The sequence below is a fragment of the Nocardia pseudovaccinii genome, from assembly GCF_050942345.1.
Lineage (GTDB): Bacteria > Actinomycetota > Actinomycetes > Mycobacteriales > Mycobacteriaceae > Nocardia > Nocardia pseudovaccinii.
On the sequence record NZ_CP192074.1, the window covers coordinates 6,474,165 to 6,500,573 of the forward strand.

The 26,409-nt window shown below is 62.0% G+C and carries 17 protein-coding genes; 8 read left to right on the plus strand and 9 right to left on the minus strand.

The features are described 5' to 3' along the window. The first annotated feature begins 6 nt into the window (after positions 1-6). The 3 genes from ACQPZ2_RS29205 (at position 7) to ACQPZ2_RS29215 (ending at position 4,364) form a co-directional block, all read left to right on the plus strand. Positions 7-2,397 (plus strand): bifunctional salicylyl-CoA 5-hydroxylase/oxidoreductase, encoded by a 2,391-nt coding sequence (locus ACQPZ2_RS29205; RefSeq protein WP_433521398.1) that lies wholly within the window; start codon positions 7-9, stop codon positions 2,395-2,397. A gap of 102 nt (positions 2,398-2,499) precedes the next feature. After that, entirely contained in the window at positions 2,500-3,414 is a 915-nt protein-coding gene (locus ACQPZ2_RS29210) for an acyl-CoA thioesterase (protein ID WP_433521399.1), read from the plus strand. Between the two features lie 110 nt (positions 3,415-3,524). Then, positions 3,525-4,364, plus strand: a complete 840-nt coding sequence (locus tag ACQPZ2_RS29215) for a PaaX family transcriptional regulator (RefSeq protein WP_433521400.1) — start codon at positions 3,525-3,527, stop codon at positions 4,362-4,364. A gap of 872 nt (positions 4,365-5,236) precedes the next feature. On the opposite strand, the gene ACQPZ2_RS29220 is transcribed toward ACQPZ2_RS29215, so the two are convergent. The 6 genes from ACQPZ2_RS29220 to ACQPZ2_RS29245 form a co-directional block, all read right to left on the minus strand. Further along, the gene (locus ACQPZ2_RS29220) at positions 5,237-6,817 is read right to left on the minus strand and encodes a carboxylesterase/lipase family protein (RefSeq protein WP_433521401.1); all 1,581 of its coding nucleotides are present in this window, start codon (positions 6,815-6,817) and stop codon (positions 5,237-5,239) included. A gap of 136 nt (positions 6,818-6,953) precedes the next feature. Further along, entirely contained in the window at positions 6,954-7,310 is a 357-nt protein-coding gene (locus ACQPZ2_RS29225; protein WP_433521402.1) for a hypothetical protein, read from the minus strand. 77 nt (positions 7,311-7,387) lie between these two features. Beyond that, the gene (locus tag ACQPZ2_RS29230) at positions 7,388-8,233 is read right to left on the minus strand and encodes a hypothetical protein (protein ID WP_433521403.1); all 846 of its coding nucleotides are present in this window, start codon (positions 8,231-8,233) and stop codon (positions 7,388-7,390) included. A 791-nt stretch (positions 8,234-9,024) separates the two neighbouring features. Continuing rightward, complete coding sequence (locus ACQPZ2_RS29235) at positions 9,025-10,494, minus strand: aldehyde dehydrogenase family protein (RefSeq protein ID WP_433521404.1); 1,470 nt, start codon at positions 10,492-10,494, stop codon at positions 9,025-9,027. Between the two features lie 275 nt (positions 10,495-10,769). Continuing rightward, positions 10,770-12,146: an FAD-dependent oxidoreductase gene (locus ACQPZ2_RS29240; RefSeq protein ID WP_433521405.1), complete on the minus strand. Its 1,377-nt coding sequence runs from the start codon at positions 12,144-12,146 to the stop codon at positions 10,770-10,772. Positions 12,147-12,348: 202 nt separating this feature from the next. Continuing rightward, on the minus strand, positions 12,349-13,821 hold the full coding sequence (locus ACQPZ2_RS29245; protein ID WP_433521406.1) for an APC family permease: 1,473 nt from the start codon (positions 13,819-13,821) through the stop codon (positions 12,349-12,351). A 1,100-nt stretch (positions 13,822-14,921) separates the two neighbouring features. On the opposite strand from ACQPZ2_RS29245, the gene ACQPZ2_RS29250 reads away from it, so the two are divergent. Beyond that, positions 14,922-15,770 (plus strand): LLM class flavin-dependent oxidoreductase, encoded by an 849-nt coding sequence (locus tag ACQPZ2_RS29250; protein ID WP_433521407.1) that lies wholly within the window; start codon positions 14,922-14,924, stop codon positions 15,768-15,770. 46 nt (positions 15,771-15,816) lie between these two features. On the opposite strand, the gene ACQPZ2_RS29255 is transcribed toward ACQPZ2_RS29250, so the two are convergent. From ACQPZ2_RS29255 to ACQPZ2_RS29265, 3 genes are all read right to left on the minus strand, one after another. After that, positions 15,817-19,116 carry a protein kinase domain-containing protein gene (locus ACQPZ2_RS29255; protein WP_433521408.1) on the minus strand — a complete coding sequence of 1,100 codons (3,300 nt, stop codon included), beginning with the start codon at positions 19,114-19,116 and terminating at the stop codon, positions 15,817-15,819. 345 nt (positions 19,117-19,461) lie between these two features. Further along, entirely contained in the window at positions 19,462-20,463 is a 1,002-nt protein-coding gene (locus tag ACQPZ2_RS29260) for a PDR/VanB family oxidoreductase (RefSeq protein WP_433527549.1), read from the minus strand. 119 nt (positions 20,464-20,582) lie between these two features. Continuing rightward, positions 20,583-21,743, minus strand: a complete 1,161-nt coding sequence (locus tag ACQPZ2_RS29265) for an aromatic ring-hydroxylating oxygenase subunit alpha (protein WP_433521409.1) — start codon at positions 21,741-21,743, stop codon at positions 20,583-20,585. A gap of 315 nt (positions 21,744-22,058) precedes the next feature. Here ACQPZ2_RS29265 and rocD point away from each other — a divergent pair, with 315 nt between their 5' ends. From rocD to ACQPZ2_RS29285, 4 genes are read left to right on the plus strand one after another with little or no spacing between them, the layout of a single operon-like run. Beyond that, positions 22,059-23,312, plus strand: a complete 1,254-nt coding sequence (rocD, locus tag ACQPZ2_RS29270; RefSeq protein ID WP_433521410.1) for an ornithine--oxo-acid transaminase — start codon at positions 22,059-22,061, stop codon at positions 23,310-23,312. 60 nt (positions 23,313-23,372) lie between these two features. Continuing rightward, the gene (locus ACQPZ2_RS29275; RefSeq protein ID WP_433521411.1) at positions 23,373-24,665 is read left to right on the plus strand and encodes a CaiB/BaiF CoA transferase family protein; all 1,293 of its coding nucleotides are present in this window, start codon (positions 23,373-23,375) and stop codon (positions 24,663-24,665) included. Then, a complete protein-coding gene (locus ACQPZ2_RS29280) occupies positions 24,658-25,422 on the plus strand; it encodes an enoyl-CoA hydratase/isomerase family protein (RefSeq protein ID WP_433521412.1) in 765 nt (254 codons plus the stop codon). Before ACQPZ2_RS29275 ends, ACQPZ2_RS29280 begins: the two co-directional genes overlap by 8 nt. A 45-nt stretch (positions 25,423-25,467) precedes the next feature. Then, on the plus strand, positions 25,468-26,277 hold the full coding sequence (locus tag ACQPZ2_RS29285) for an enoyl-CoA hydratase/isomerase family protein (RefSeq protein ID WP_433521413.1): 810 nt from the start codon (positions 25,468-25,470) through the stop codon (positions 26,275-26,277). Positions 26,278-26,409 lie beyond the last annotated feature (132 nt).

Sequence of the window (26,409 nt, forward strand, 5' to 3'; positions counted from 1 at the left end):
GCATTCATGCGTATTGCAGTGATCGGCGCAGGCCCCGCAGGTCTGTATTTCTCTGCTCTGATGAAGCAACTCGACCCGGCTCATGAGGTCACGATTTGGGAGCGCAATGCTCCGGACGACACATTCGGCTTCGGCGTAGTGTTTTCCGACGAGACGCTGGGCGGCATCGAGCACGCCGACGAGATCGTCTATCGCATGATGAGCGAGAGATTCGCCCGCTGGAGCGACATCGACATCACCTATCGCGACGAAGTCCGCACCTCCGGCGGTCAAGGATTCGCCGCGATGAGCCGCAAAGAACTACTGCACATCCTGCAGCAGCGCTGCGCCGATCTGGGTGTCACCATTCACTTCCGGACGGAGGCCCCGGACGTCGAGGAGCTGGCCGCCACCCATGATCTGGTACTCGCGGCCGACGGACTCAACTCCGTGGTTCGCACCCGGTTTGCCGACATTTTCGGCCAGACCCTCGACCGTCGGCACAACAAGTACATGTGGCTGGGCACCGACCTCGTTCTCGAGGCGTTCGAGTTCTTCGTCAAGCACACACCGCACGGGATCATGCAGGCCCATGCGTATCCTTTCAGTGCCGAGCAGAGCACATTCATCGTCGAGATGCACGAATCGGTATGGCAAAATGCGGGTTTCAACGACTTCGCCAACCGCGAATTCGTGCCGGGTGAAAGCGACGAGAAGTCGATCGCACTCCTTTCCGAGATATTCGCCGACGAACTGGGCGATCACACTCTGCACGCCAACAACTCCCGCTGGATCAACTTCACCACGGTGCGCAACACCTCATGGCGTCACGGAAATATCGTCCTCATCGGCGACGCCGCTCATACCGCGCATTTCTCCATCGGATCGGGCACCAAACTGGCGATGGAGGACGCCCTCGCGCTCGCCGCATGCCTGCATGAAAATGATTCTGTGACAACAGGACTCGAAGCATACGAGCTAGAGCGGCGACCGGTCGTGGAATCGGTGCAGCGCGCGGCACAGGCCAGCCTCGAATGGTTCGAATCGATCGGTCGCTACACAGACCAGCACCCTGACCAGTTCGCGTTCAACCTTCTCACCCGCAGCCGCCGTATTACCTATGACAACTTGCGCCTGCGCGACGACGGCTTTGTCGACACGATCGACGGTTGGTACCTGTCTACGCAGACAGAGCCTGCCAATGAGACCGAAGGCACCCGGCCACCGATGTTCTATCCCCTGCGGATCAAGGACGTCGAGTTGCCCAACCGAATCCTCGTCTCCCCAATGGACATGTACTCCGCCGTGGACGGTGTGCCGACCGACTTCCATCTGGTCCATCTCGGCAGCAAGGCGCTCGGTGGGGCCGGATTGGTCATGACCGAGATGGTGTGTGTGTCTCCCGAAGGCCGCATCACACCTGGTTGCGCCGGCCTGTACACCGAGGCACAGGAGCGGGCGTGGGCCCGCATCGTAGATTTCGTGCATTCGACTACTTGCTCGAAGATCGGTGTCCAACTGGGACACTCGGGTCGCAAAGGCTCCACCAAAGTGATGTGGGAGGGAATCGACGACCCGCTAGAGTCCGGTGGCTGGCAGACGGTCGGTCCCTCGGCCATCCCCTATGGACCTGGCAGTCTCATTCCAAAGGAGATTCCCCACTCCGAACTCGATCGTGTCGTCGCAGAATTCGCCGACGCCGCGCGGGCTGCCGCACGGGCTGGCTTCGACCTGCTCGAACTGCACTGCGCGCACGGCTATCTGCTGTCGTCCTTCTTGTCGCCGCTCGCAAATCAGCGCACCGACGAATACGGCGGTTCCCTCGAGAACAGGCTGCGCTTCCCGCTGCGCGTCTTCGATGCGATCAAGGATGCTTGGCCTGCGGAACGTCCTCTGTCGGTACGCATCTCAGCCACCGATTGGGCCGACGGCGGCAACACCGTCGACGACGCTGTCGAGATCACGCGTGCCTTCGCCGAACACGGCGTGGATGTGCTGCACGTTTCGTCCGGACAGGTGGTCAAACATGAGAAGCCCTTGTTCGGACGCAGTTACCAGACACCATTCGCCGACCGGATCCGTCAGGAAATCGGTGTGCCCAAAGGCATTGCGGTCGTCGCCGTCGGTGCGATCTCGTCGTACGACGATGTCAACTCTGTCCTGCTGGCAGGCCGCGCCGATCTGGTCGCGATCGGACGGGCGCACCTGTGGGATCCGCAGTGGACACTCCATGCTGCCGTAGAGCAAAGCTATTCGGGTCCGGCTGCGGAATGGCCCGCTCCCTTCCGCGCGGGTAATCGCAAGCCACCTACCAGCCGGACGGACGGACCGCCGCCGCGCTTGCAGTTGGTGCGCGATGCCGGTTCGGCACCACTCAGCCGCCGTTGGCGGCCGCAGCGGACCACGGTCGGTCGTTGACCCACCTCCGGTCATGACGAGCCGCTGCGGATCGCCAATTCCACTACTGCTTGCGCCGATTGGCGCACCCGATGGTCGTTAACTACAGGATTGGATGGACCGATGACGACAAGAACAGCACCGACATCCGCTATCTTCTCGGCGGCGGTCACGCTCGAACCGGCCGAAGCCGAACGATTCGATTTGGCATTCGAGGCGAAGACCCAGCCGTGTCCTTGGCCGAAGGCCTATGGCGGCGATCTCGTCGCGCAGGCCGCGACCGCGGCGATGCGGTCGGTCACCGATGGCAAAACGCTGCACTCGATGCACAGCTACTTCCTACGCCCTGCTGACATCGGAGCCACCGTGCGCTATGAGGTCGAGGCGCTGCGCGACGGCCGCGGCTACAGTACTCGACAAGTTCGCGCATATCAGAATGGCAAGCCCATCTACGTATGTCTCGCCAACTTCGCGGCAGGTGAATCGGGGGGCACTTTTATGGCCGAGCTCGCCCAGACCGTCGCCGATCCGGACCAGCTGCAAAATTCCGCGGAGTACCTGGCCGACCGAAGCGGCGGGTCGATGACCGAGGAGTCCAAGGCCTACTGGTCCGGAGGTCGCAGCTTCGATATGCGGCACGTGCCGGGCCCGGTGTATCTCGAGGTGGAAGGTGAGCGCACGCCGCACCAGGCCGTGTGGGTGAAGCCGTTCGATACATTGCGAGCGGTGAAGGGACTGACCGATGCGCAACGAGACATCGCCGCTCTGGCCTATGTCTGCGATTACACGATTCTGGAGCCTGTCCTCCGGGTCCTCGACCGGCCATGGGCCGATCCGAGTCTCGTCACCGCCAGTCTCGACCACGCTATGTGGTTTCATCGGCCGATCGTGTTCGACGACTGGCTCCTCTACGCACAAGAGGCGGTGGCTGCCGACGCCGGGCGCGGTTTGGCAGTCGGCCGATTCTTCACACGCGACGGCCGGCACCTCGCGACCGTCCTACAGGAGGGCATGATTCGCACCGCGCAAGGCGAATAACCTGGAGTTTCGGTACTTCGACCGGAGCCACGTATGGTGTAAATATGACGGCAGAGACCAATTCGATACCCGCTGCCACTGGTGTCGGCCGGGAAGCCCGCCTCGCACAGTTGATCATCACGATCTTCGGCCTGTGCGCACGGGCCGAGGGCAACTGGCTGTCGACCGCCTCGGTGGTGGCGCTCCTCACAGATCTCGGCGCGGAACCGCAGGCCGCGCGTTCCTCCATCTCTCGCCTGAAACGCCGCGGCGTGCTGCTCAGCGCACGTAACGGGAATGTCGGCTACTCGCTCTCCGAATCTACTCTCGAAGTGCTCGCTGAGGGCGACGTGCGAATCTTCAAGCACGACAGGGCATCCGAAGACGATGGATGGGTTTTGGCGGTATTCTCCATACCCGAATCCGAGCGCGACAAGCGGTACACACTACGGTCGGCGCTCACCCGACTGGGCTTCGGCAACGCATCGCCGGGGGTGTGGATAGCACCGGCCACACTAGCTCGTGAGACCAAGAAAACCCTGGAACGCCGCGGGCTCTCCGAATATGTGGACATGTTCACCGGTCAGCACTATGCGTTCGACGATCTCCGATCGAAGATCCCCGTCTGGTGGGATCTCGATGAGCTGGCACGCTTGTACACCGACTTTCTGCAGCAGTATCGTCCCATCCTCTATCGCACTACGGTCACTCCACCGACTCCGCATGAAGCATTCCAGATCTACGTGCCGATGCTTACCGAATGGCGCCGACTCCCCTACCGCGATCCTGGACTTCCACTGTCGCTCTTGCCCCCGGCATGGAACGGCGAGTCGGCCGGTGCATTGTTCCATGAACTAAACGAGATGCTGTTTCCACTTGCGCAGAAGCACGCACTGGCAGTAATCCACGGTCAACGCGAAAAGCGTGAGGCTTCGAAGCCTGCACGCCCCAAGCGGGTCCGAGAACTCTGAAAACTCCCGGTTATCGGCCGCCCAGCACTCGCCCGGACAACGAATGTGGCCCCGGTCGCCGGCGCGGCCACCCTGGGGTTCGCGTCCCGCGGACAAATGAGTAACTGCTGTCAACGATACTGCCCGCAATGTTGGCGTCACGGAAATCCCCAGGTTGAACTGGTTTCATATTATCCAATGAGCCGAACCGATCAACGATCTCCTGAGACCGCACTCGACAGCTGAGCGGGCCGCATGTCGATGACACCGCACGCTTCGACTTCCCGCCCTCCCAGGAGCGGATGGGGACCAGCCCAGGGCCGATCGATACAGCGACGGGTCACCGTGATGGCGAAGGCACACCAGGATCCCGATTCACTCACGATGCGCGCGTGCACCAATCCTGTTGGGTCGCACAACAAGCCGGACGTCTTGGCCGACGGCTGGCCGCCTCGGATTGGTCACCACCGCATGCGCATTGGCCCGGTTCTACCACGATCTCGTGGCGGTGCCCCCGGAGTTCCTACCGACGTGGCTTCGTGAACCCGTGCGGGACCTGACTCGGTGCGGTTGCTCGAAAGCGCCTTCGGCCTCGGCTACATGCTGCCGTGCCAGAACCTCATCCTGTCCGAAGCCACGATCGACGGCCTTCGGACATCCTGGCGCAGGCGGCTCGATCGAATTGGGGGACATTGACAATCAGGTCGCGATCGCGTTCGTTCCGAACCTGCACCGCGACTGGCTATCCGGCGGCCGCCGTGCCTACAACCTCGCCGCAGCAACCTACGATGCGCTATGCGGCATTCACCCGGCCACAGCCGCCCTCGAGCTGTAGGTACCACGTGGTGGTCACACGACGGCGGCAAACGACACATGAGCCTCGATACCCCAGATCACGCCCCCTTGTACAAGTTTCGACGGCGCCTGAGTAGATCCCGGATCAACCCGACAGACTTGCCGAACTCCATGGCGGCACATTCGGGCGCGGTGAATTTCGGCCACTCCTGCCCGAGCGGACGCCCGGGGTTACCTGTGGTGGCAAACGAGATCCACGCGTCTTGGACATGGGTCGACAGTGCTTCGAATTCACCACGATCGACACCGGCCAAGATCGCTCCCCCTGACCACTCCTCGAAGTTCTTGAACACGAACGGTAAGTCGACCGTATGAGCTGCGCCGAGTCTGCCATCCGCGGCCGGTGAAGGCCACGAGAACCACAGGAAATAGGCACCTCGCCCCTTATCGGAACAACGCTCGGCTAGCCTCAGCTGCGGCAGGATGTACTCGTCATCGGCCAATGCACTCAACGCGGCGGCAGGTGATGCTGTCGTATTCAGACCGGCGTATGCACTATATAGCTGTGCCCGGTCCGCGTCGGCGGCTTCCATCAGCTTGCCGGTGATGGTCCCTTCGTCCTGCTGCCAGAACTCGGCGTCGTAGGCCGACCAGAACCGCGTTTCCTGAGCGGTGTGGGCGATCAGAAGCTCCACATCGTCCATAGAACCGCTTAACGCGGCCTCGGCGAAATCCGACGTGATCACGAGCCCGTCGAGCACCGGCTCGAAGGGGCTATAAGGCTCACCTGTCGCACGCGCATTCCATAGCCTCATCGTTTCCGCTTGTGCCGCGAGGATCCGAGCCACCGGAAATTCGAGCAGCTTGTCCGGATCGCGCCATTCGATGCCCACCGCGTTGAGAAAGATCTCCGTGATACCGGCCGCAACCTCTCCCGGGACTGCACTCTCCGAAAGCGTGATGCTATCCACGATGGCCCGACGAAATGAACCCGCTGCCTTGGTTGCTTGTAGCGCGACGATCGATTGTCCTCCCGCCGACTCACCCGAAACAGTGATGTTGTCCGGGTCTCCGCCGAACGCGGCGATGTTGTCGTGCAACCACTCCAAGGCGGCAATCTTGTCGAGAAGTCCGAGGTTCGCAACCGGCCCTTTGCCGCCGACTCCGTTCGGGAGGTAGAGCCATCCGAGCGCGCCAAGCCGATAATTCACGGTCACGACCACGATCTGACCGCGCCGTGACATCACCGACCCGTCATACCAGGAGGCCGAACCGGCGCCGGTTTTCCAGGCCCCCCCATGAAAAAAGACCAGGACCGGCAGTCTCGCGTCGGGTCCTGGCGAAGGTGTCCAGATGTTGAGGGTAAGACTGTCCTCGCTGAATCCAGGCACCGGAAGCGGCCCCATGATCACTTCTGGGGTCGATAGCGCCGAACCCGTGGTCACGGAATCCGCAGGACGCGGCGGATTCCCCGCCAACTGCGGCGGCGCCGCCGCCTGCCGCTCGGCGGATCGCGTACCATTCCACGCTTCCACCGATCGTGGAGGCGCAAACCGCCCCGAACCAACCGGGCCCTGCGCGAAAGGCACACCACGGAATGCAAATACGCCGTCCCTAGCGGATCCTTGCAACGCGCCGGACGCCGTCCTGACCGTCGCACCGTATTCTCGTGTGGTCAAACTCAGCGACCTCCCACAGCATGTACCGTCACGGCGTACGGGCTGGATTCGTACTTCACGGGTTTATGTTTCATGATCGAACCCACAATCACAGGTTGCCTCGAAATATCATTGTCACGACACCCCGCACAGAAATCTAGCTCGCAACATCCGCAGGCGTCGGCGACTCTCCAACTCGGTGCCGCAGTCTCGCTTCGCAAACGGATCGGATCTTCGCTCGATCGGTCTCAGTCAATTCGAATCGCGCATCTGGCGGGTTCACCAACCGCAGAAGCCGCCGAAAATACTCACCCTCGTCAATTCCGAACTCTATGAATATTCGTCCCGGATGACCACCACCATACGGGTGCCAGCGCACACCGAAATCGAGGATCGCGCGGTCCCAATAATCGAACTCTGCCACCGCCGACGCGGTTTGCACCGCTCCTCGGGATCGGCGAGTCTTCCGCAGCTCTTCCACCTGCGAGGGGTCGGTTCTCTCGAGGAAGGTCATCGAAACTCCTGCTGACGGTTTGCCTATCCTGCCGGATCGCCGGGCGGAGATCCGGCAGGATTGCAATCTGATCTCGATCAGTTGACCGGAGCCGCGGCCGGGGCAGCCGGAGCCGGAGCCGGAGCGAAGATCGTCTGGAAGAATTGCAGCGCCGCGCCGATACCCACCGGCACACCGACCACCGCACCACCGATCACCGCAAGCAGCCCCGCGCCAATGGCTGCCCCGCTGATACAGCCGCCGAGTGCACCAGCGAAGAAGACGGGCGCGGTGAGTATGCCGACCGTCAAGGCGCCGAGAATGCACCCGCCAACCAGGCCGATGATCCCCCCGACCAACGTGCCCACACCGACGCCCAGACCGAATTTCCCGCCGGCATTACCGAGCGCCTGGTCCACGGTGGCGTCGGCCTGTGCATCCACCTGTTTGATCGGCATTTCCGCGGGGCGCGCGGTCGCCGAATCCGTGCTCGGTGTGAGCGTTGCCGTGTTGCCATCGATCCGCGACGCAATCGGAAACTGCTTCCCGTCCATGAAGTAGGACAGCGGTAGACCGTCCACGACAGCGCCGTTGTTGTCGAGAACCTGGAATACGCCGTCGCGAGTGGTGAGCGAGCCAGAATCCGTCTGGACGACGATCGTTTTGTCAACGACCTTGGCCGTCCAGTGGACGATGGGCGCGGCGGCGGGTTCGGCGTGGGCAACACCGGACGTGATGCCAACTGCGGCGGTCAGCGTCGCTGCGGCAATCGTGAGTGCCTTCATTTTCATTTCTTTGATTGCTTTCTCAATTACACGCGGCGGTAGGCCCGCCGCGCAGTCTCGAATCTCGAACTGAAGAATGCTCGCTACCCCGGCCGGGGCATCTGGAGCGATCTGCGATACGCACGAGGAGTAGATGATTTCGAATACGATCTGCAACACAGACGTGCCGCGTCGGACTACGGCCGATCCCGCAGCCGGAAGCTCGAATCCGGCTTTGATGCCTCAAAAGTGATCCGTCCAGGCCCATGCGGCGGCCCACGCGACCGGACCGTCCTGGCACGATCGATCGGCCAGCCAGCCGACCCACGGGCAGTCCGGACTCGACCAACAAGACCGTCGCGACAATCAGTCAGTCCCGGCGACCAGCGGACCACGTCGTCGCGCGCAGCCGCCACGCCAGCGGCCCCGACTCCTGTGTCGTCCATTTGCCCATCTCCAGTTCCCGAATGCTGCCATCCCGTCACGGACGGCAGCGTAAGAGAAAAGATCTAAACTCATATTCTAGTTCTCGACGAGTTCGCTAAACAGTAACCCCGGACACCTTTGACGTCAAGCAATTCAGCGAATTTAAAACCCATATCCGTTCGGGCACACCGCCCGCGCAGCGAAAGCACTGCCGAACCCGGCTCAGACATGCCATCATCGCGAACCATTATTGTTTCAGATAATTTTCAAACCGAGAACTAGACAGCAATCGAGCGGCACACGCTCTTTTCGGCCGCACACCTTAACAGGCGAACAGTTCGGCGCAGATATGCCGCCGATCGCCTTATTCTCTAGCTTGATCCACCAAGAATTTCCAACACGCCGACTTCGTGCGCACCAGAAGAAAAAACAGACTCGACCGCGGCCTGCGCGATGTGGATACAGTGATCCGACGGACGCCACCGCGACCCCAAAAAAGACAAAACCGGACCCCGACCGCAGGCGCGGTCAGGGTCCGGTGGCGATCAAGGCTTGGTGCGTACTGCAATCGACTTGATCTGGGTGTACTCGATCAAAGCCTCGGTCCCCTTCTCCCGGCCGTATCCAGATAGCTTGTAGCCGCCGAAGGGCAGTTCGACAGCGCCGCCACCGTAGGTATTCAGAAATACCTGACCGGATTTGAGCTGATGCGCGAGCCAGTGCGCCTTGGAGCCATCCTTGGTCCAAATCCCTGCTGCGAGTCCGTATCTCGTGCCGTCGGCCAGTTCGCGGGCTTCATCCAGTTCACTGAATGGAGTCACCGCGAGAACCGGCCCGAACACTTCTTCCTGCGCGATCTGCGTTTCGATACCCACATGATCGAAAATGGTGGGCGCAAAGAAGTAGCCGCCGTCGAGACCTTCTCCGGTGAGAGCACTTCCACCCACAACGAGTTCGGCCTCTTGCTTACCCGCCTCGACCAACTCTCGCACACGCACCAACTGCCTCTGCGAAATCAGCGGTCCCAAATCAGGGTCATCCATGCCAGGACCGATGCGCACGCTCTCGAACCGCTCATGCAATGCCTCGACCACCCGCCGGTGAATGCTGTCTTCCACGATGAGCCGGGTGCCGGCGGAGCACGTCTGCCCGGCATTTTGAATGATCGTGTTCACGACCGCGTCCACCGCGGCGGGAAGATCGGCGTCGGCGAAGACTATGTTCGGCGACTTCCCACCCAGTTCCAGCATGACAGGTATGCAGTTCTCCGCAGCCGCCTTGGCAACGGCTCTGCCGGTGCCCACGGAACCGGTAAAACTGAGGAGCGCGATCCCAGTGTGCTGCGCCAGAGCCGCACCGGCAGTCGCGCCCACACCCGTGATCACATTCAAAGTTCCGGGTGGAAGCCCGGCCTCCAAAGCCAGCTCAGCGAGACGTAGCACCGCTAACGATGCGTCCTCGGCTGGCTTGACCACCGAGCAGTTGCCGACAGCCAGCGCGGGAGCGATGGTCCGCGCCGCAATGCCCAGCGGATAGTTCCACGGCACGATGTGTCCGACCACGCCATATGGCTCGTGGACGGTATATCCGAACACGTCTTTGGATACCGGGATCGAATGACCAAGCAAGGTCGTGGCCGCATCCGCGTAGTAGTCGAAGATACGCGCAGCAAGCGCCACTTCCGACCGCGACTGCTGTAGCGGCTTGCCTACGTCGCGGGTGTTCAGCTCGGCCAATTCGTCCGTGTGCGCTCGAAGAACCTCCGCGAGGCGGCGGAGATGAGAACTGCGTTCCGTTTGACCGAGTCCCGCCCACGGCCCGAAGGCCGTGGCGGCAGCACGGACGGCCGCATCGACTTCGGACGGCCCACAGTCGGCGATCTCCGCGAACGCCGTTCCGGTCGCTGGATCGACGACCGCAATGTTTCCGTCCCCCATTGACCGCCTGTCGCCGATAACGGCAGCATACGAACGTAGCTTCTCCAACTCCGGCACGGATTTCGATCCGGTCACCACTACCTCACCACCTCGATAGTCCGGGCAAGCCCGAGGTTGCCGACATGTTTCCTCGTCACAGGCAATGGAAGTCCTCACGGCCGCAGAGGCAGTTCGCCTCGCTTATAAACACTAATACTATATCTTAAATTACATACTGCGCCAAGTTCGCATAACTGGACCGCACACGCAGTAGCCGGTGCGTACTGCTCGAGCAGAGAACACCGGCTACTGTCGATTCGAGCGAAAGAGCTCAGGTCTTGTCACCACCACGCGACAGAAGACGACCGACAGCGTCAGGCCGCGGGCGGATCGTTCGGGTCAGTGTTGGCGGTGATCGGCGCGCCGTGGGCGACCCAGGCTTCGACCTTCTTCTGCATGGCGTCGGTGAACAGACCCTCATGCTCCATGAACCCGACCATTCGCGTCCAAGCGATCGCAACTTCGGGATCCTGCGTAGTGAGACGCTCGAGGTGTTCGAAGTACTCCCCACCCTCGGCCTCGGGGAGCGTAAAGTCTTCGATCTCGACTCCGGGATACAGCACGTCCGCACTCGCCGCCTGCGCGAAAGCGCCCTCATAGGTCGGCGCCACCGCCTGGTGGTATCGCTGCGCAAAGCCGACAAGGTTATCCCCCTCGCTGGCGCGCAACTCGTCACGCAGGGCGGTTGCCGCGAAGATCGCAATGGTCATACCCTGGGCGTAGATCGGGTTGAACGACGCCACGGCGTCGCCAATGGCGATGAAACCCTCCGGCCGGCGGTCGAGGGATTCCCAATGACGCAGCTGGTTTCCTGGCATGCGATAGGTCGTCACATCGCCCTCCGGCTCACACTTCACGGCCAGCTCAGCCAGTAACGGAGTGGAAGTCCCTCGGAGGAATTCGAGGACGCCCTCACGGTTGGCGGGAGGGTAGTCCTTCGCCATTCCGACCGCGACCATCATGTGCTTGCCGCCCTCGATTGGCCAGATCATGCCACCACGGATGTTGTTCACCGAAGGGTGCGCCGCAATACCGCACAGTCCATTGGGAAGCAGACCATCGGGGACACGGACGGGCTGTCCCGCATACCCGGCGTAAGCGCGCACTTGCTGCTCGGCGGGAGCTTCATAACCGATCTCCTCGAACCACCGCGGCGCCTTCGATCCCCTACCACTCGCATCGATGACCAGTTCCGCCGACAGGATCTCCTGATCCTGACCATTGAGACGAACACCGATTACGCGGCTACCATCTTCGGACGCGACGAGCCCCGCGACCGACCCCTGCCGGATCTCGACGTTCGGAAGGGCCGCGACGTGCCGCCGCACCACCCACTCGAACAACGGCCGGCTGAAACAAGTCAACGGCACATCAGCGGCAACACGCTGCTGCCAGCCCACGCCGCTGATGTAAAATGCGGGATCGCCACCGAGATCAATGGTGGGTGCCCCCTCGGCCTCGAGCATGCTGTCGAGACCAGGGATCAGTTCGTTGGCCTGACGCAGCCCCACCGGCAGTGTCACGTGGATCTGGCGCCCCTGAGGAACACCCTTGTGCGCCTCCGGGCCGACGGCCAATTCATCGCGCTCGACGAGGGTCACCTTGTCGACGAGCCCGGTCAGCGCCGCCGCGGCGAATAGACCCGCCACGCTACCGCCGACAATGACCACCTCTGACGCCTTGGTACTCATCAACAAACCTCCGATGTCTCGATAACAAAATCACTGGGTGACCGATGCGCCGATCGGGAGCAAGCAGGTCACAGAAGCCGCCCTGTACATGAACCGCCGTACCGGCGGCGTCCCGATGCAAGACCCAGGTCTATATACTTCTAAACGTGTATTTTAATTCATTTACTGTGATTGGGGCAACAACTCTGAGGAGGAAAATCGATCAGATTTGCGATCCAATCCGGTCGTAGACATCGGGTCGGGTGCGCCGCAGGACCAAGGCCACCACGACTCCCAGTAACACGATGCCCGCGACTCCGAGTATCAGCGCGCCGGTCAACGATTTCGAACCGGTCAGCAGGTCGATATGGAACGTCACGAGTATTACAGCGGCTGTCATGGCGATCGCGGCAGCAACCGGAGCGACAGTCCGCTTCCAGAAGCTGACGCCGGCCGGCCGGGTTCGCAGCAAATAGGCCGCGACAGCGAGAGCCGCAAGAAAGAACAACACGATCAGGGCATAGCCATCCATTCCCGCCAATGTCCCGTACAGCGTCATCACATCGTCCACACCGAAGATCACGAACAAGACGAAAGCGAAGGTGGCAGCGGAGACCCACAAGCTAGCCCGATGCGGCGAGCCGTGGCGGTGATGGGGTGTACTCAGCGCGCGGGGGAGCACGCCGTCGGAGCTCAGATTGAACAGGTAGCGGGCGACAACATTGTGCATGGCCGTCACCGAGGCAAGGCCGCTGGTCACCAACAGGACGGAGCTGATGTCGTAGACCACCGTACCGAGGTAACTCTGGATACTGGTGAGGAATGCTGTCGCCGGCGCAGCACCGATCGTCGCGGCGGCCTGGTCCTCTCCGAACGCCAGGATGATCGCCCAGGACCCGATCGTGTAGAAGACGGTGATCGCGGCGACAGTGATGTAGGTTGCGCGGGGCACCGAGCGTTCCGGGTCACGGGCTTCGTCACGATAGACCACAACCGATTCGAATCCCAGGAACAGACTCAGCGCGAGCACCAACCCGATCAAAGTCCCACCGGAACCGAGGGTGGCGGGGTTGAAGGATCCGAAGGTGACATGGTGTGCCTGCCCGCCATTTCCGAAGACCACCGTGTCATAGCCGACAACGACGATGATCTCGATAACGACGAGCACGAGCAGCACACGCGTCGAAACATCGATATTGATATAGCCGAGAGTACCTACGATCGCGGTGATGATCAGCGCCCACACCCACCAGCTGATGTCAGGACCGCCTGACGTAATCACGAAACCATTGAGCGTGACACCGAACAGAATCAACGGATACGAAAGGCCCGCGATGTATGCCAGTACCGCGAGGAATGAGGCGCCTAGGCCGAGGGGCCGGCCCATTCCCGCGGTGACGAAGGTGTAGTAGGCGCCGGCTTTCGGGATCAATCGCGCCATCAGGGTGTAGCCGACTGAGAACAGGAGCATCAGCACGCCGAGACCGGCGAACAGCAGGGGGGTGCCGACGCCGCCACCCAGACCGATCACCAATGGAACACCACCGATCATCAGCCCTAATGGCGCGTTGAAAGCCAAGGCGTTGAAGACCAGCTGCGGCGTCCTCATATTTCCACGCAGCCGATGCGCCGGCCCCTTCGAGGCCGCGCGGACGGGCGCATCGGGGGATGCGGCGCGGGGCATTTGGTCTGCCATGCTAACTTTCCTTTTCCTGATATGGTGCGGTCGGCATGCCGACCGCACCACGGTCGACCACCATTCCCGGTTCTTGCGATTGGCAAGTGGATTTCTGGGTAGCCCAGGCGATATAGCTGTTAAGCGGGCGTTACGATTCGCTCACCTGTCGAAGTGCTTGCTTATAAAGCTAGTCAAGCTTTGCTATCTTCTCGAAGGCTTGACGGTGCCAGTCCGAATCGACATTGCCACCACGAAATCGGCGGCCCGGGTGGGCCTGCAGCATGAATTTCGCGGATTCAGCCCTGCGTCACCGGAATTTACTACACCTTGGGCGCGGTGGCGACCTCAGCAGTCCATCTGCAATTAAGTCGGCAATGAAATCCGGACCCATGGCCGGTCTCTTCGCCGGTACGGCTCCCTTTCGGCCGCCAACGTGCAAATTCTCTCGACAGTCATCCGCCCGGTTCATCGAGCACTCCTACGGACTGGGTAACTGCAGCTGAACGTGACCGCAGTAACAAAACATCTAAGACCTGATCGTTGATCATATGGGCTACGTTGTCAAGCGGTACCGGGAAAGTCCTCGTACGATACGGATGCCCGCGACTCCGGAAATGCCCTCCAACCGTCTGCCGGCCGAGCAGGTTGACGACGAGATCCATTGGCAGTCAACGGAATCGATTCGGACCGACGACGGTTGACCGTATGCGGATCCCGGACGCATCCTTGCGCCGCCCGTCAAGTGCCGTGCGATGTTCGCAAGGAAAGAAGAGCCCTCGTCAAGACCGCCGGGCCGATCGCGGCTCTAGCGGTCGCTCGCCTTCTGACGCCATTGAGCCCAATCGGCCCCTACACGGAACACTATAGAGCTCCGTCCTTGCCGACACGATCCCTGCCGGAAGTATTCATCTGACCCCTAATTCCATATGTTTATTTTGGCCTTGACATCAGCAACGGTCCTTCTGACAATCGAAGCGCCGAACCACGACGCAACTTGGACTGCTGACGATGTCGTGGAGGTCGCGGCTACGGAGCGGACATTCGCGCCGCCGGAGCCATAAACCGACGATGGTGCGTAGGCTTGCGCGGCTGCCGCATCGGCGAACGAGAGGTGGACAGTGAAGATCGGCGTCTACGCGGGCAACATGGGTGAATTGGCTGACGTCAGGGTTCTCGCGGACCTTGCTGCCGAGATGGAGGCGGTCGGCTACGACGGTTTCTTCCTCTCGGACGTGGTCAGTTATGCGGGCTTCTGGGACGATCACTATGCGGGTCATCCGCACCGCCTGGTCGACCCTCAGGTAGCCGTCACCGCAATCGGTCTAGCAACACAGCGCATCAATTTCGGTTTGCTGGTCAGCCCGCTCCCCCGTCGCCACCCGGTCAAGTTCGCCCGTGAGGCAATGACCTTGGATCAGCTATCGAATGGCCGCTTCGTGGTAGCCGTGGGAAGCGGGTATGCGGCGAGAGAGTTCAAAGACCTCGGCCTGAATTCGGATGCGAAAGCGCGCGCCGACCGGCTGGACGAGTCGATGGCCGTCGTGGACAGCCTGCTGCGCGGGCAGCCGACTTCGTTCAAGGGCAAATACATCAGCGTTCCCGAAGCGCACTTCACTGAACGGCCAGGGCGCGTCCCCCGAGCCCCGATCTGGTGCGCAGCGCTGGTCGGGAAGAAGCGATCGCTGCGACGAGCTGCCCAGTGGGATGGCATGGTGCTGCTCCGGTCGGACGACCGGCCACTGAGCATCGACGAAGTCAAGGAGTCCATAGCGTACGCGCGTGAACATCGGGCAGTCGATGGCCCGTTCGACCTCGTCGTATGCCCGATGGACCCCACCATCGAACCCACCGACGCGGAGTTTCGAGAATTGACGGAGGCCGGCGTGACCTGGTGGGTACACCTGGTCAAGACGCACGACGACGTACGTGCGCTTCTCGAGACCACATCGGCGCTTCGGAGAGCCTGACGCACGAATCGCCAAGGTTGTGTTAGCCGCCAGTGAACTGCTGATTTCAAGCGTTTCGGTGTCGGCCGCGATTCGGCAGTACGTGCTCGAATTCTGCCAGCACTTGCACAAGGAAGGGCCGGACGAGGTGGCGGTGCGGTGTCATCGCCCCATAGAGCGTTTCGATCACAGGCTGCAACCGCGGTCCGGTATCAACAACCAGGCGCACAAGCCCTTGCTCGGCGCAGCGCGTCAGGGTCGGCTCCAGTTGGTATGCCGCCTGCGTAATCCGGCCCCCGCCGACAAGCTGCACCCGTGCAAGAGTTCGGCGATGATGAGCGCGTGCGGACGGTTCTGACCACCGACGATGCGAACCAACCGCTCGGAACGCTGACATGCCTGCGCACCCGCTGCCTCGGTCCCGTTGGGCAAGCAGCAGCCGAATCGCGGAATCCTGGGAGATTTCAGCGGTGACCGCCGACGGAAGGTCCGCGTGCGGGACACAGGGCGGCAGCCTTTCGACGGCGCGGTGGTCAGCGCCACTGATCGGCAGTCCCAAGCGGATTCGCTCATTCACGATCCGGGCCGCCAGGCGGGGCAGCGCGAGATTTGTGGCGATCTTGGCGCCTTCGTCCAATCGCTCCTGCACGGTGTCGAGGTCACCGCGTACAGCGGCCAGCCGCGCGCCTGTTCCGTAACTGGCCATCAAGAACTCGGCCGCTCCGCTTTCGAGGCCCAGCTCGGCCGCCAGCAGCTCTTCGGCTTCGATGAATTGTCCTTTCTCATAAAGCAATTCGCCGAGCAATGCGCTGGCGAGCCGAGTGGCCTGTGAGCGACTGTCGGTCTGCAATGCCAGGCGCAGCACGGTGCGGAAAAACGACTCGGCGGCGCCGATATCGAGCTGTTCGTAGGCGGCACTTCCGGCGATGCAGTCGCAGTACATCACTCCGAACGGACCGCGCGCCCGGTCCCGCAGCGATTCGGTCCATCGGTGCCATCGGTGCACCTCGGCGAAGTCGAAGTGATATAGCGTAGATACCATCGCCACCGACGCGATCGCATTGGCTAGGAACGGGCGTGCGGAATCCCGCGCCTTTGCGAACTGTGGTTCGAGCACCGTCGGCTGGTCCGTGATCAAGGCGGTGGCGGCACGCGCCAAGTTCACTTCGAACTTCAATCCCGCGGAATCGTTGTCGTCGCGCGGTGCCGCCCCGAGAGCCGAGTCGGCACCGTTCAAAGCGGTGATGGCAGCGGCCGGACGTTGCACAGATATGTTGGCCCAGGCGATCTCCACCTGCAGTCGCGGGTTCGACGCTGTGATCGACGCGGGCAATTTGGCCGCGAGCCCGAGGAAGGTCGCCGTGCGTGACTGTTCCATCAATTGTTCGGCATGGTCCGCCACCACATCCGATGCGTGTTGGGGTTCGCCCGCCGCGAGCGCGTGATCCACAGCCTCGGGGAACATGGCGCGGGCCGCGAACCACTCCGAGGCCGTCATATGCAACTCTTCCAGCAACCCAGGATGCAACCGAATCAGACGATCGCGGAGAAAGCCGGCAAACAACCCGTGGTAGCGGAACCATCTCAGATCGTCGTCGATGCTGCGCAGGAACAAGTCGCGTTGTCGCACCTGTTCGAGCATGTCCTGCCCACGACCGACGCCTGTCAGCGCGTCGGCGAGGTCACCGTTGATACGCTCCGGGACCGAGGTCCGCATCACGAATTCGAGCAGGTCGGCGTCAAGTGCGTTGACGACGTTCTCCATCAGGTACTCCCCGATGGCGTAGTGCCGCGCAGAGATCTGATCGATGTACGCACCCGGATCGTCCCTGTCGCGCAGCGACATCGATGCCAATTGCAGTGCGGCCGCCCACCCTTCGGTCGATTCGCATAGCTTCTTGGCTTCAGCCTCCCCCAGCGACAATCCATTGATATTTGTGGGGAACTTGGCGGTTTCCGTATCGTCGAACCGCAAAGCCGACTCATCGATCTCGATGAGCTCGTCGCGAACCCGCATGCGCCCCAATGGCAGTCCGGTGCGGCTGCGGCTGGTGACGATCACCCGAAGGTGGTGACAGCCGTGGTCGAGCAGAAACTCCATCGCAGCCACAGTGGCCGAGCTGGTCACTCGATGCCAATCATCGATCACGAGGGCCACCGTCTCGCCGCTGCTGTGGATCTCGTCGATGACGGTGGTCATAACATGTCGCGCGGCATCGCCGGCGTACTCTTCGAGAAGCCGCTCCAAATTTGCGGCCACGCCAGGGTGCACGTAGCGAATTGCCTCTGTCACGTGCGAAAGGAACCATACGAGGTTGTCGTCATCGTGATCGACGCTTAGCCAGGCGACTCGAATGCCCTCAGCGGCAAGTATATTCGCCCATTCGGCAGCGAGGGTGCTCTTGCCGAACCCGGCAGGTCCGTGAATCAGTACCAGCCGTCGAGCCTGACCTTCCCGCAAACGTGCGAGCAAACGACCACGTGGTACCGGCTGGCGCAGCGAACTAGGCGGCCGATACCGCGTCGACGGTGTCGGCGCCATCGCTCGGCCGGAACGTGGAACTGGAGCCGATGCGGTGGCCATCGCTACCCCACTCGGTCCGCCCTCAGCGGGCAGAGCCATCGTGTCGACCGCGAGCCCACGCGAGAACTGGATGTTGCGCAGCCGATCCCCGAATTCTCGGGCGCTGGTCGGCCGGTCCGAAATGTCCTGCGCCATAGCAGATTCCAGCGCCGAACACAAAGGCGCCGGGATATCGCTGCTCCGCAAATCAGGCACAGGGTCAGACGTGATCCGTACGAACTGCGCAACCACCGACTCGCCCTCACGGCGCTCGAAAGCAGCATGACCGGTAAGCAGACAAAACATTGCCGCACCGAGGCCGTAGACATCGGCGGCCACGGTCGGTTCTGCTCCGCGGAGCACCTCGGGCACGGTGAACGCCGGAGTCCCGGCGACGAGCCCGGCCGCAGTGTCGAAAGCGGCAGTCGTCCGGGCAATCCCGAAATCGCTCAGCTGCGGCTCACCGTAGTCGGACAGCAGGATATTGGACGGATTGACGTCGCGATGCACGATACCGTACGCATGCGCGGCCGCCAGCGCACCGGCGATCTTGACTCCGACCGACAGCACCTCCTGCCACGGCATCGGCCCGTGGGCGCGAACCCGTGCACGCAGCGAACCAAGGGCACAGAACGGCATTACCAAGTACGGCCTGCCAGTGGCCGTGATGTCCGCTGAAAGCACCTGAACGATGTGAGGATGACCGCCGAACCGCCCCAGCGCCCATTGTTCGCGGAGGAAACGCACCCGCTCGTCGTCGCCGGATTCGCCGTCGAGGACCTTCACCGCAACCGGACGATCCAACGTGTGCTCGATACACGACACCGAAACCACCGCAGCCGATCTCTTCCGCGTTGTCGAATCCCACCTCCGCAAGCTCCGCGGCGATTCCTGTCCTCAGATCGCGCTGCGTGCCGTCACCATCCGCAACAACCATGACGGAATCACATATCCCCGGGGATACACCGGTCGCACTTCACGCGGTGCCATCCCGCCGCGAGCATGTTGGATCGTCCCTGATCGCAGCCACTCATTCGGCTCACCTCCCGATATGGGAATCGGCCCAGCCCCCTGATCGTAACCACCGGCTCCACCTCTGGGATCACCGGATCAGACCGTATTAGTGGTAGGGCACGCAGGTACATCGCTTCACAGATCGAGGACGAGCAGCGGCCCCCTTGCCCGGGACACGCAGAGCATCATGCAGTCATTGGCGGACTGCTCTTCGGCACTGAGCACGGAGTCCCTGTGGTCGGGCTCTCCATGCAGTACCCGCGTCTCGCACGTGCCACAGACGCCCTCCTGACATCCGGACGTCACGAAGATCCCCGCGTTCTCCAGTGCAACGAGAACCGACGAGCCCGAAGGCACGGCGATCCGCTGCCCGCTGCTGGCGATCTCGACCTCGAAGTCGGTGTCGACCTGGTCCGATGCAGGCGCCTTGGCGGCGAATCGCTCCAGGTGCAGAGCTCCGGGAGGCCAGCCAGCGGCGCAGGTGGACTCCACCGCCTCCAACAATGGTTCAGGCCCGCACGCATAGACAGCTGTCGTTTTGCTCGGCTGCGACAGCACGGCCGCCAGATCGATGATGCCGCGCTCGTCCTGCGGCCAGAATTCGACGCGCGAGCCACCGAGTTCGGCGAGCTCGCTCCGCAAAGCCATCGACGAAAAGGTCCGGCCGCCATAGACCAGACGCCATTCGCTGCCTTGTGCCTCCACCTGCCGGATCATCGGCGCGATCGGCGTGATGCCGATTCCACCCGCGATGAACAGATAGGATTCGGCGGCGACCAGTTCGAAGTGGTTGCGCGGCCCGCGTACCCGGACTTCGTCCCCGACGCGAAGCACGTCGTGAATGTAGCTCGAACCACCGCGGCTATCGGAAACCCGTAGCACGCCGACGGTGTAGGACCTGCGATCCGCAGGGTCACCAAATAGCGAATATTGGCGCGTCAGCCCATTGTCCAGGCATATGTCGAGGTGAGCACCAGGCGCCCAGCCGGGTAGATCGCTACCGTCCCGGGAACCGAGGACCAGCGCGACAACTCCTTCGGCGACGAGCCGTTTGCCGATGACAGCTAGCGGAAAGCAGTCTTCGGCGTTGCCAGCGTCGTTCGGCGGCGATGTTGCGGTCATAGGTTCGACGGTCATCGAGTCTCTCTCCGTGATGAGGTCCAAATCCAGTCGGTGGACGTCGCGCCGGTCCAGCGTCGGCGCGGACGTTCAGGGGTGCCGCGGACAAGTACCCGTGGCACCCCTGTGTTCCCCGGTCAGTCTTCGGACATGAGGTCCAGATAGGCGCCCAGGATCGAACGCACGTGGGGTTCCGCAGCGGCGCTGAGCGGTCCCGGTGCGTAGGCCTTCGACCGCATGCCCTCGTAACTCCATTCACAGAGATCGACGTCCTGGCTGTAGGTCGCATCCCATACGCCGGTGAGAGCCTCGTGGTTGTAGTCGACGTCCTTCTCGGCGTCTTCGTGAACAAAGAAGCGATTAACAAGCAGCGTTCGATCGACCGACAGCGGGATGATCTCCCCCACGGTGCCGTGGTCGGCGAAGAAGAGGATCTGCGTCACAGCGGGCTGCACGATCGCACCCATGCTCCACCCGACGGGAGGGGTGGTGCCCTCACCGAAATCGCCAAGCAACTTGGTGCTACTGTAGTTGCCGTCGTGGGTCAGTGACTGCGCGCCATCTCGCAACTTCTGGTTGATCTTGCCGTACTTGAAAGTCGGGAAATGGAACGCGTCCGGCCCGAGATCGTCTCCGGGCCGAACGATCTGCGCGCGCGGGTCGATCACCCGGCTAAGCTCCGGATGAGTTGCTAGGCAGTGATAGCACTCCACGTAATTCTCGATGACGACCTTCCAGTTCGCCTTGATCTCGTACGTGTCGACGTGCACCTGCTTGAGCCGCTCGGCCTGTAGCGGCTTGAACTCGTCCTCACAGTCCGCAAAAAGCGTCGACAGCGGTTCGAGCGGTTCACTGCCAAGGCCGATGAAGACGAACCCGTGCCAGACATCGACCTGGAGCTGATGCAGACCCCACTGTGAGTAGTCGATACTTTCGTTGTTCGGGATCGTTGGGGCGTTCACCAGCTTTCCGTCGAGACCATACGTCCACTGGTGATACGGGCACACGATCCGCTTGGCCTCACCGGTGCCCGGAGGACAAAGGCGCGCACCGCGGTGCCGACAGAAGTTCCGCATCGCCGAGAGCTTTCCCTCGGACGTGCGAGTCACGATCACGTTCTCGCCACCCCGCTCCCGGGCGACGTAACTTCCCGGCTTGGCGAGTTCGGACACATGGCAGAAGTACAACCACTGCCGCTCGAAGATACGCGCAACCTCCCGGTCATAGACCTCCTGCGAGAAATAGTAATCACGCGGAAGGGTCGTGAAGTAAGTGCTGTGATCGATCGCCGTCGTCATCAAGCCATCTCCTCAAAGAAGCGCCTCACCACCTCGACTTTGCCGCCGGGCAGTCTGAAGTCACCAGTAGAATAGATTTAAGATTATAGGTTAGGAAGTTCACTCGGTGTCAAGGGATACAGAGCCTCCGGTTGCGGCAAACGCGCCGGTCGACGGGTTGCGCCTCAGCCTGCGCGGTTGCGATAAATTCATCTAATAGTATACTTTAGACCATATTAGACTTGGACGTCCGCGACGCGGGATCACGCGCTGCGGGTAACTGACACTCGGTCGGCGTGCATCCGGCCAAGCGGCAGGGGAACCAGAGGGAACCGCATGAGAAAACTCGAGGAGCGGTCCGAACGTCTTCGGGCCCTGGAACTGGCATACGGCGCGCGCAACTACGATCCGCTTCCCGTCGTTCTGACACACGGACAGGGCGTCTGGGTTGAGGACCTTGACGGCAATCGCTATTTCGATGCGCTCGCCGGTGCGTCCGCACTCAACTTCGGCCACCGCCACCCCCGCCTGGTCGAGGCCGCACATCGCCAGCTCGATCGGCTCACCCTCACTACACGACATTTTCACAACGATCAGTTCCCCGAACTATGTGCCGAGCTCGCCGAGTTTGCCGGCAAGCAGCGGGTACTTCCCATGAACACCGGCGTCGAAGCGGTGGAAACCGGCATCAAGATCGCACGCAAGTGGGGCTATGAATACAAGGGTATCGCGCCCGACAAGGCGCGCATCATTGTCTGCGAGGGCAACTTCCACGGGCGTACCCTTACGGCCATTTCCCCATCCAGCGACGCTCGAGGGCGCGCTGGATTCGGACCGTTCACACCGGGATTCGTAACGGTCCCGTTCGGTGACGCCGCCGCACTCCGAGCTGCCGTGGATGACAACACCGTTGCGATACTTGTGGAGCCGGTCCAGTACCAACGGGGTCCTCGCATACCCCCGGCCGATTACCTGGCCCATGTCGCGCAGATTTGTTCGGTTCACGACATCCTGCTCGTCGCGGACGAAGTGTGGACAGGGCTCGGCCGCACCGGACGGCATTTCGCCTGCGAACACGGGAACGTCGAGCCCGACATCTACCTGCTCGGCAAATCGCTCGGCGGTGGGATCGCCCCCATATCGGCAGTCGTCGGCAACGAGAACGTCATGGACGTCATGGGCCCCGGAATCCATGGCAGCACCTATTCCGGTAATCCATTGGGATCCGCGGTGGCCCGAGCTGCACTCGCTGAGCTCCGGGAGAGCGATCTTGCCGAACGTTCCGGCGCCTTGGGTGCACGCGCAGCAGCAAGGCTGGCCGCCGAAGCGGGCCCAGCCGTGCAACAGATCCGGCAATGCGGACTCTGGTTGGCCTTGGACATCGACCCCGCAGCTGGTACCGCACGAGACGTCTGCGAGCGACTTCTCGACTCAGGAATCCTCACCACCCCCGCCAGCGCCCAAGCCATACGGATCGTGCCACCGCTCGTCACAACGACCGAGGAGCTCGACTGGATGCTCGATCGAATGCTCATCGTCCTCGACGAGGCCGCTCGGCACATGCGTGAAGCCGCCGATCCGGCGATGTGAGCAGTTCGAAACCAAATTGAAAATATACTTTAAACCTAAAGTTAATCTTCTAAAGCCAGTGTGGAGGCCATAGTGTCAGGCGTAGACGCAGCGGATATTGCCGCCCCAGCCGAGCAGCACGTAGCGACCGGCTCGGAAGAGACCGCCTTCGTGGAGGGACCGCTATCCGGCATACGCGTTCTCGATCTCACGCGGATGGTGATGGGGCCCTACGCGACCCAGATCCTCGCCGATCAGGGTGCCGATGTCGTCCTTATCGAAGCAGCCGGAGGTGACACCAACCGCGTCATAGGCCCCGGTCCCCACCCGGAGTTCTCCGGTCCGGCATTCAATTTGATGCGCAACAAGCGCTCCGTGCAGCTCGACCTCAAGACGTCAGATGCGAAAGAGAAGGTCACGACACTGCTGCGCTGGGCGGACGTTGTCGTCACGACAATGCGGCCCCAAGCCCTCGAGCGCCTCGGTCTGGACTATGCCTCCGTCCAGAAGATTGTCCCCGAGATCGTGTACTGCCAGGCGCAGGGCTGGCCGCTGGACTCCGACCGAGCCAATGATCCGGCCTACGATGACATCATCCAGGCCGCGAGCGGTGTGGCGGACGCCGTTGAAAGGGCATCCGGGAGCCCCGCACTGCTTCCCACCATTCTCGCCGACAAGATGTGCGGCCTCGTCATGGCACAGGCAATCGCGGCCGCGCTGGTTTCGCGCGACCGCACAGGCATGGGGCAGCACGTCGAAGTTCCTATGATCCAGGCAATGCGGTCCTTCATGCTGCTCGAGCACGGGAGCGGAGCCATCTCTGATCCCCCACTCCACGCACCGGGACTTCCCCCCGCTGGCTACCCCCGCGTCCTGTCGAGTGAGCGGAGGCCTTACCGGACTAAAGACGGCCAAGTTTATATTTTTCCGTACCTGCCGCACCATTGGAGTCAGCTCTTCGAAGCGGCAGGACTCCCGGGAGCCGCAGACGATCCTCGATATGCGGATCGCCGCTCCGCGAATCGGAACGCGGACTCGCTGTACCGGGATATTCGCACGATCGCGACACAGCGGACCACCGAGGAATGGATGGCCTTCTGTCGGTCAGCAGGTATTCCGGCGACGCGCGTCGCATCGCTACAAGACATGGTCGACGAGCTTCCGCTAGTTGAACACCCCGTTGCCGGTCGGTACCGGGTAATACCGCAGATAGCGAACTTCAAGTCCACTCCGGGCGGCCTGCGCCGCCACGCACCGCTCATCGGAGAGCAGACGGACGAGGTTTTGGCGGCACTCGAATCGGGCGGTTTTCCGCCTCGGAGCCTGGGCGGATCGACCGGTACGAACGTGGGCCAGGTGGCCGCAAATGAGTGACTTGAGCATCGAGCACGACGGGCACGTGGCCATCGTCGAACTGCGACGACCGCCCCACAACTTCTTCCACACCGAACTGATCGCGACAATCGCCGATGCGGCCGAAGCATTTCAGGCAGACCGGTCGACCCGATGCATCGTGCTGGCCTCCGAAGGCAAAAACTTCTGCGCTGGCGCCGATCTCTCTACCAGGCCTACCGGAACCAACCAACGTGCACGCTCCGCCGAAACATATCGGCATGTCGGCAGGCTCTTCGGAATCGAACTGCCGATCATCGCCGCGGTTCAGGGCGCCGCAGTAGGTGGAGGACTGGGGCTGGCCTGCGTCGCGGACTTTCGTGTGGCCTCACCGGAGTCCAGATTCCAAGCGAATTTCGCGCGGCTCGGATTTCACCACGGATTCGCTCTATCCAGCAGCCTCCCCCGCATTGTCGGTCTCCAGGCCACGAAGGACCTCCTGTACAGCGGGCGCAACATCAGAGGTGAGGAAGCCCATCGCCTCGGACTCGTCGACCGCCTCGTGGCGGCCGCGCAAATCCGCGAAGAGGCGATCGGTTGGGCTACTGAACTCGCGAAATCCGCTCCGCTGGCAGTGCGAGCAATAAAGGCTACATTGCAGGCAGCGCAGCGCGCCGAGATCGCAGGAGTCCTCGAGCACGAGCTCGACCAGCAGACGGCGCAATGGGATACGAAGGATTTCGCACGTGGTGTCGAGGCCAGTGCTAAACGAGACCAACCGGTATTTTTTGGGGATTGAAGCACCCGCCCTGGGCTCGTCCTGACCGATAACGGAAGAAGCGAGATGACCGAACTCGAGGCGGCCGGTAACACCGGATCGAACAACACGCGGAAAGCCGCTGTTCTGCAGATCGAACACCACGGACAGGTGGTGGTTCTCACGATGAACCGGCCGGAACAGCGGAATGCACTCAACCGTGAACTCCGCACGGCATTGCGTCAGGCATTCGATTCCTTCGAAGAAGATCCGGCGCTGCGATGTGCGGTGCTGACCGGCAATGGCCCGGCTTTTTGCGCTGGCGCGGACCTCAAAGAGATGGCTGCCATCGGGACAAGCGAGCCCGGGCGAGAAGCGATCGTCACTTTGGGTAGCAACGGAAAGCTATCGAAGCCAGTCATTGCCGCGGTCAACGGCTACGCCATGGCCGCCGGTTTCCGGCTCGCTCAAGATTGCGACCTCGCCATTGCGGCCGACACCGCACAATTCGCCGTGAGTGAAGTCAAGAGGGGACGAGGATCCCCCTGGGCCGTGCCATTGATCTCCATGTTGCCCAAGCGAATCATGATGGAACTGCTGATTACCGGAGAAACGATCGACGCCGGACGGGCCTACGAGGTCGGCCTCGTCAATCAAGTGGTACCCGCTGAGGGATTGTTGGATTCGGCCCTGCGGGTAGCGGAAATCATCGCACACAACGCTCCGTTGAGCGTCTGGGCGGCCAAGCAGATGGTCGAGATGGCCGCCGAGCACGGGCAGGACGCGGCATCGCGCGCCGCACACCACATCTATCACAGGGTTTACGCCAGCCAAGATGCGGCCGAAGGGCCTCGTGCGTTCGCTGAAAAGCGCCGGCCCATTTGGTCCGGGCGCTGAAAGACATCCATTTGCTTGATCAAGGTGTTCGTCGCCACTGTCGTGCACCCAGCAGTGACAGGCCAACAGGATGCGCCAGGCCGGACCAGCCGCCAGGGCGGCGCAGCCCTGCTACAGACAGTAATGCGGTGA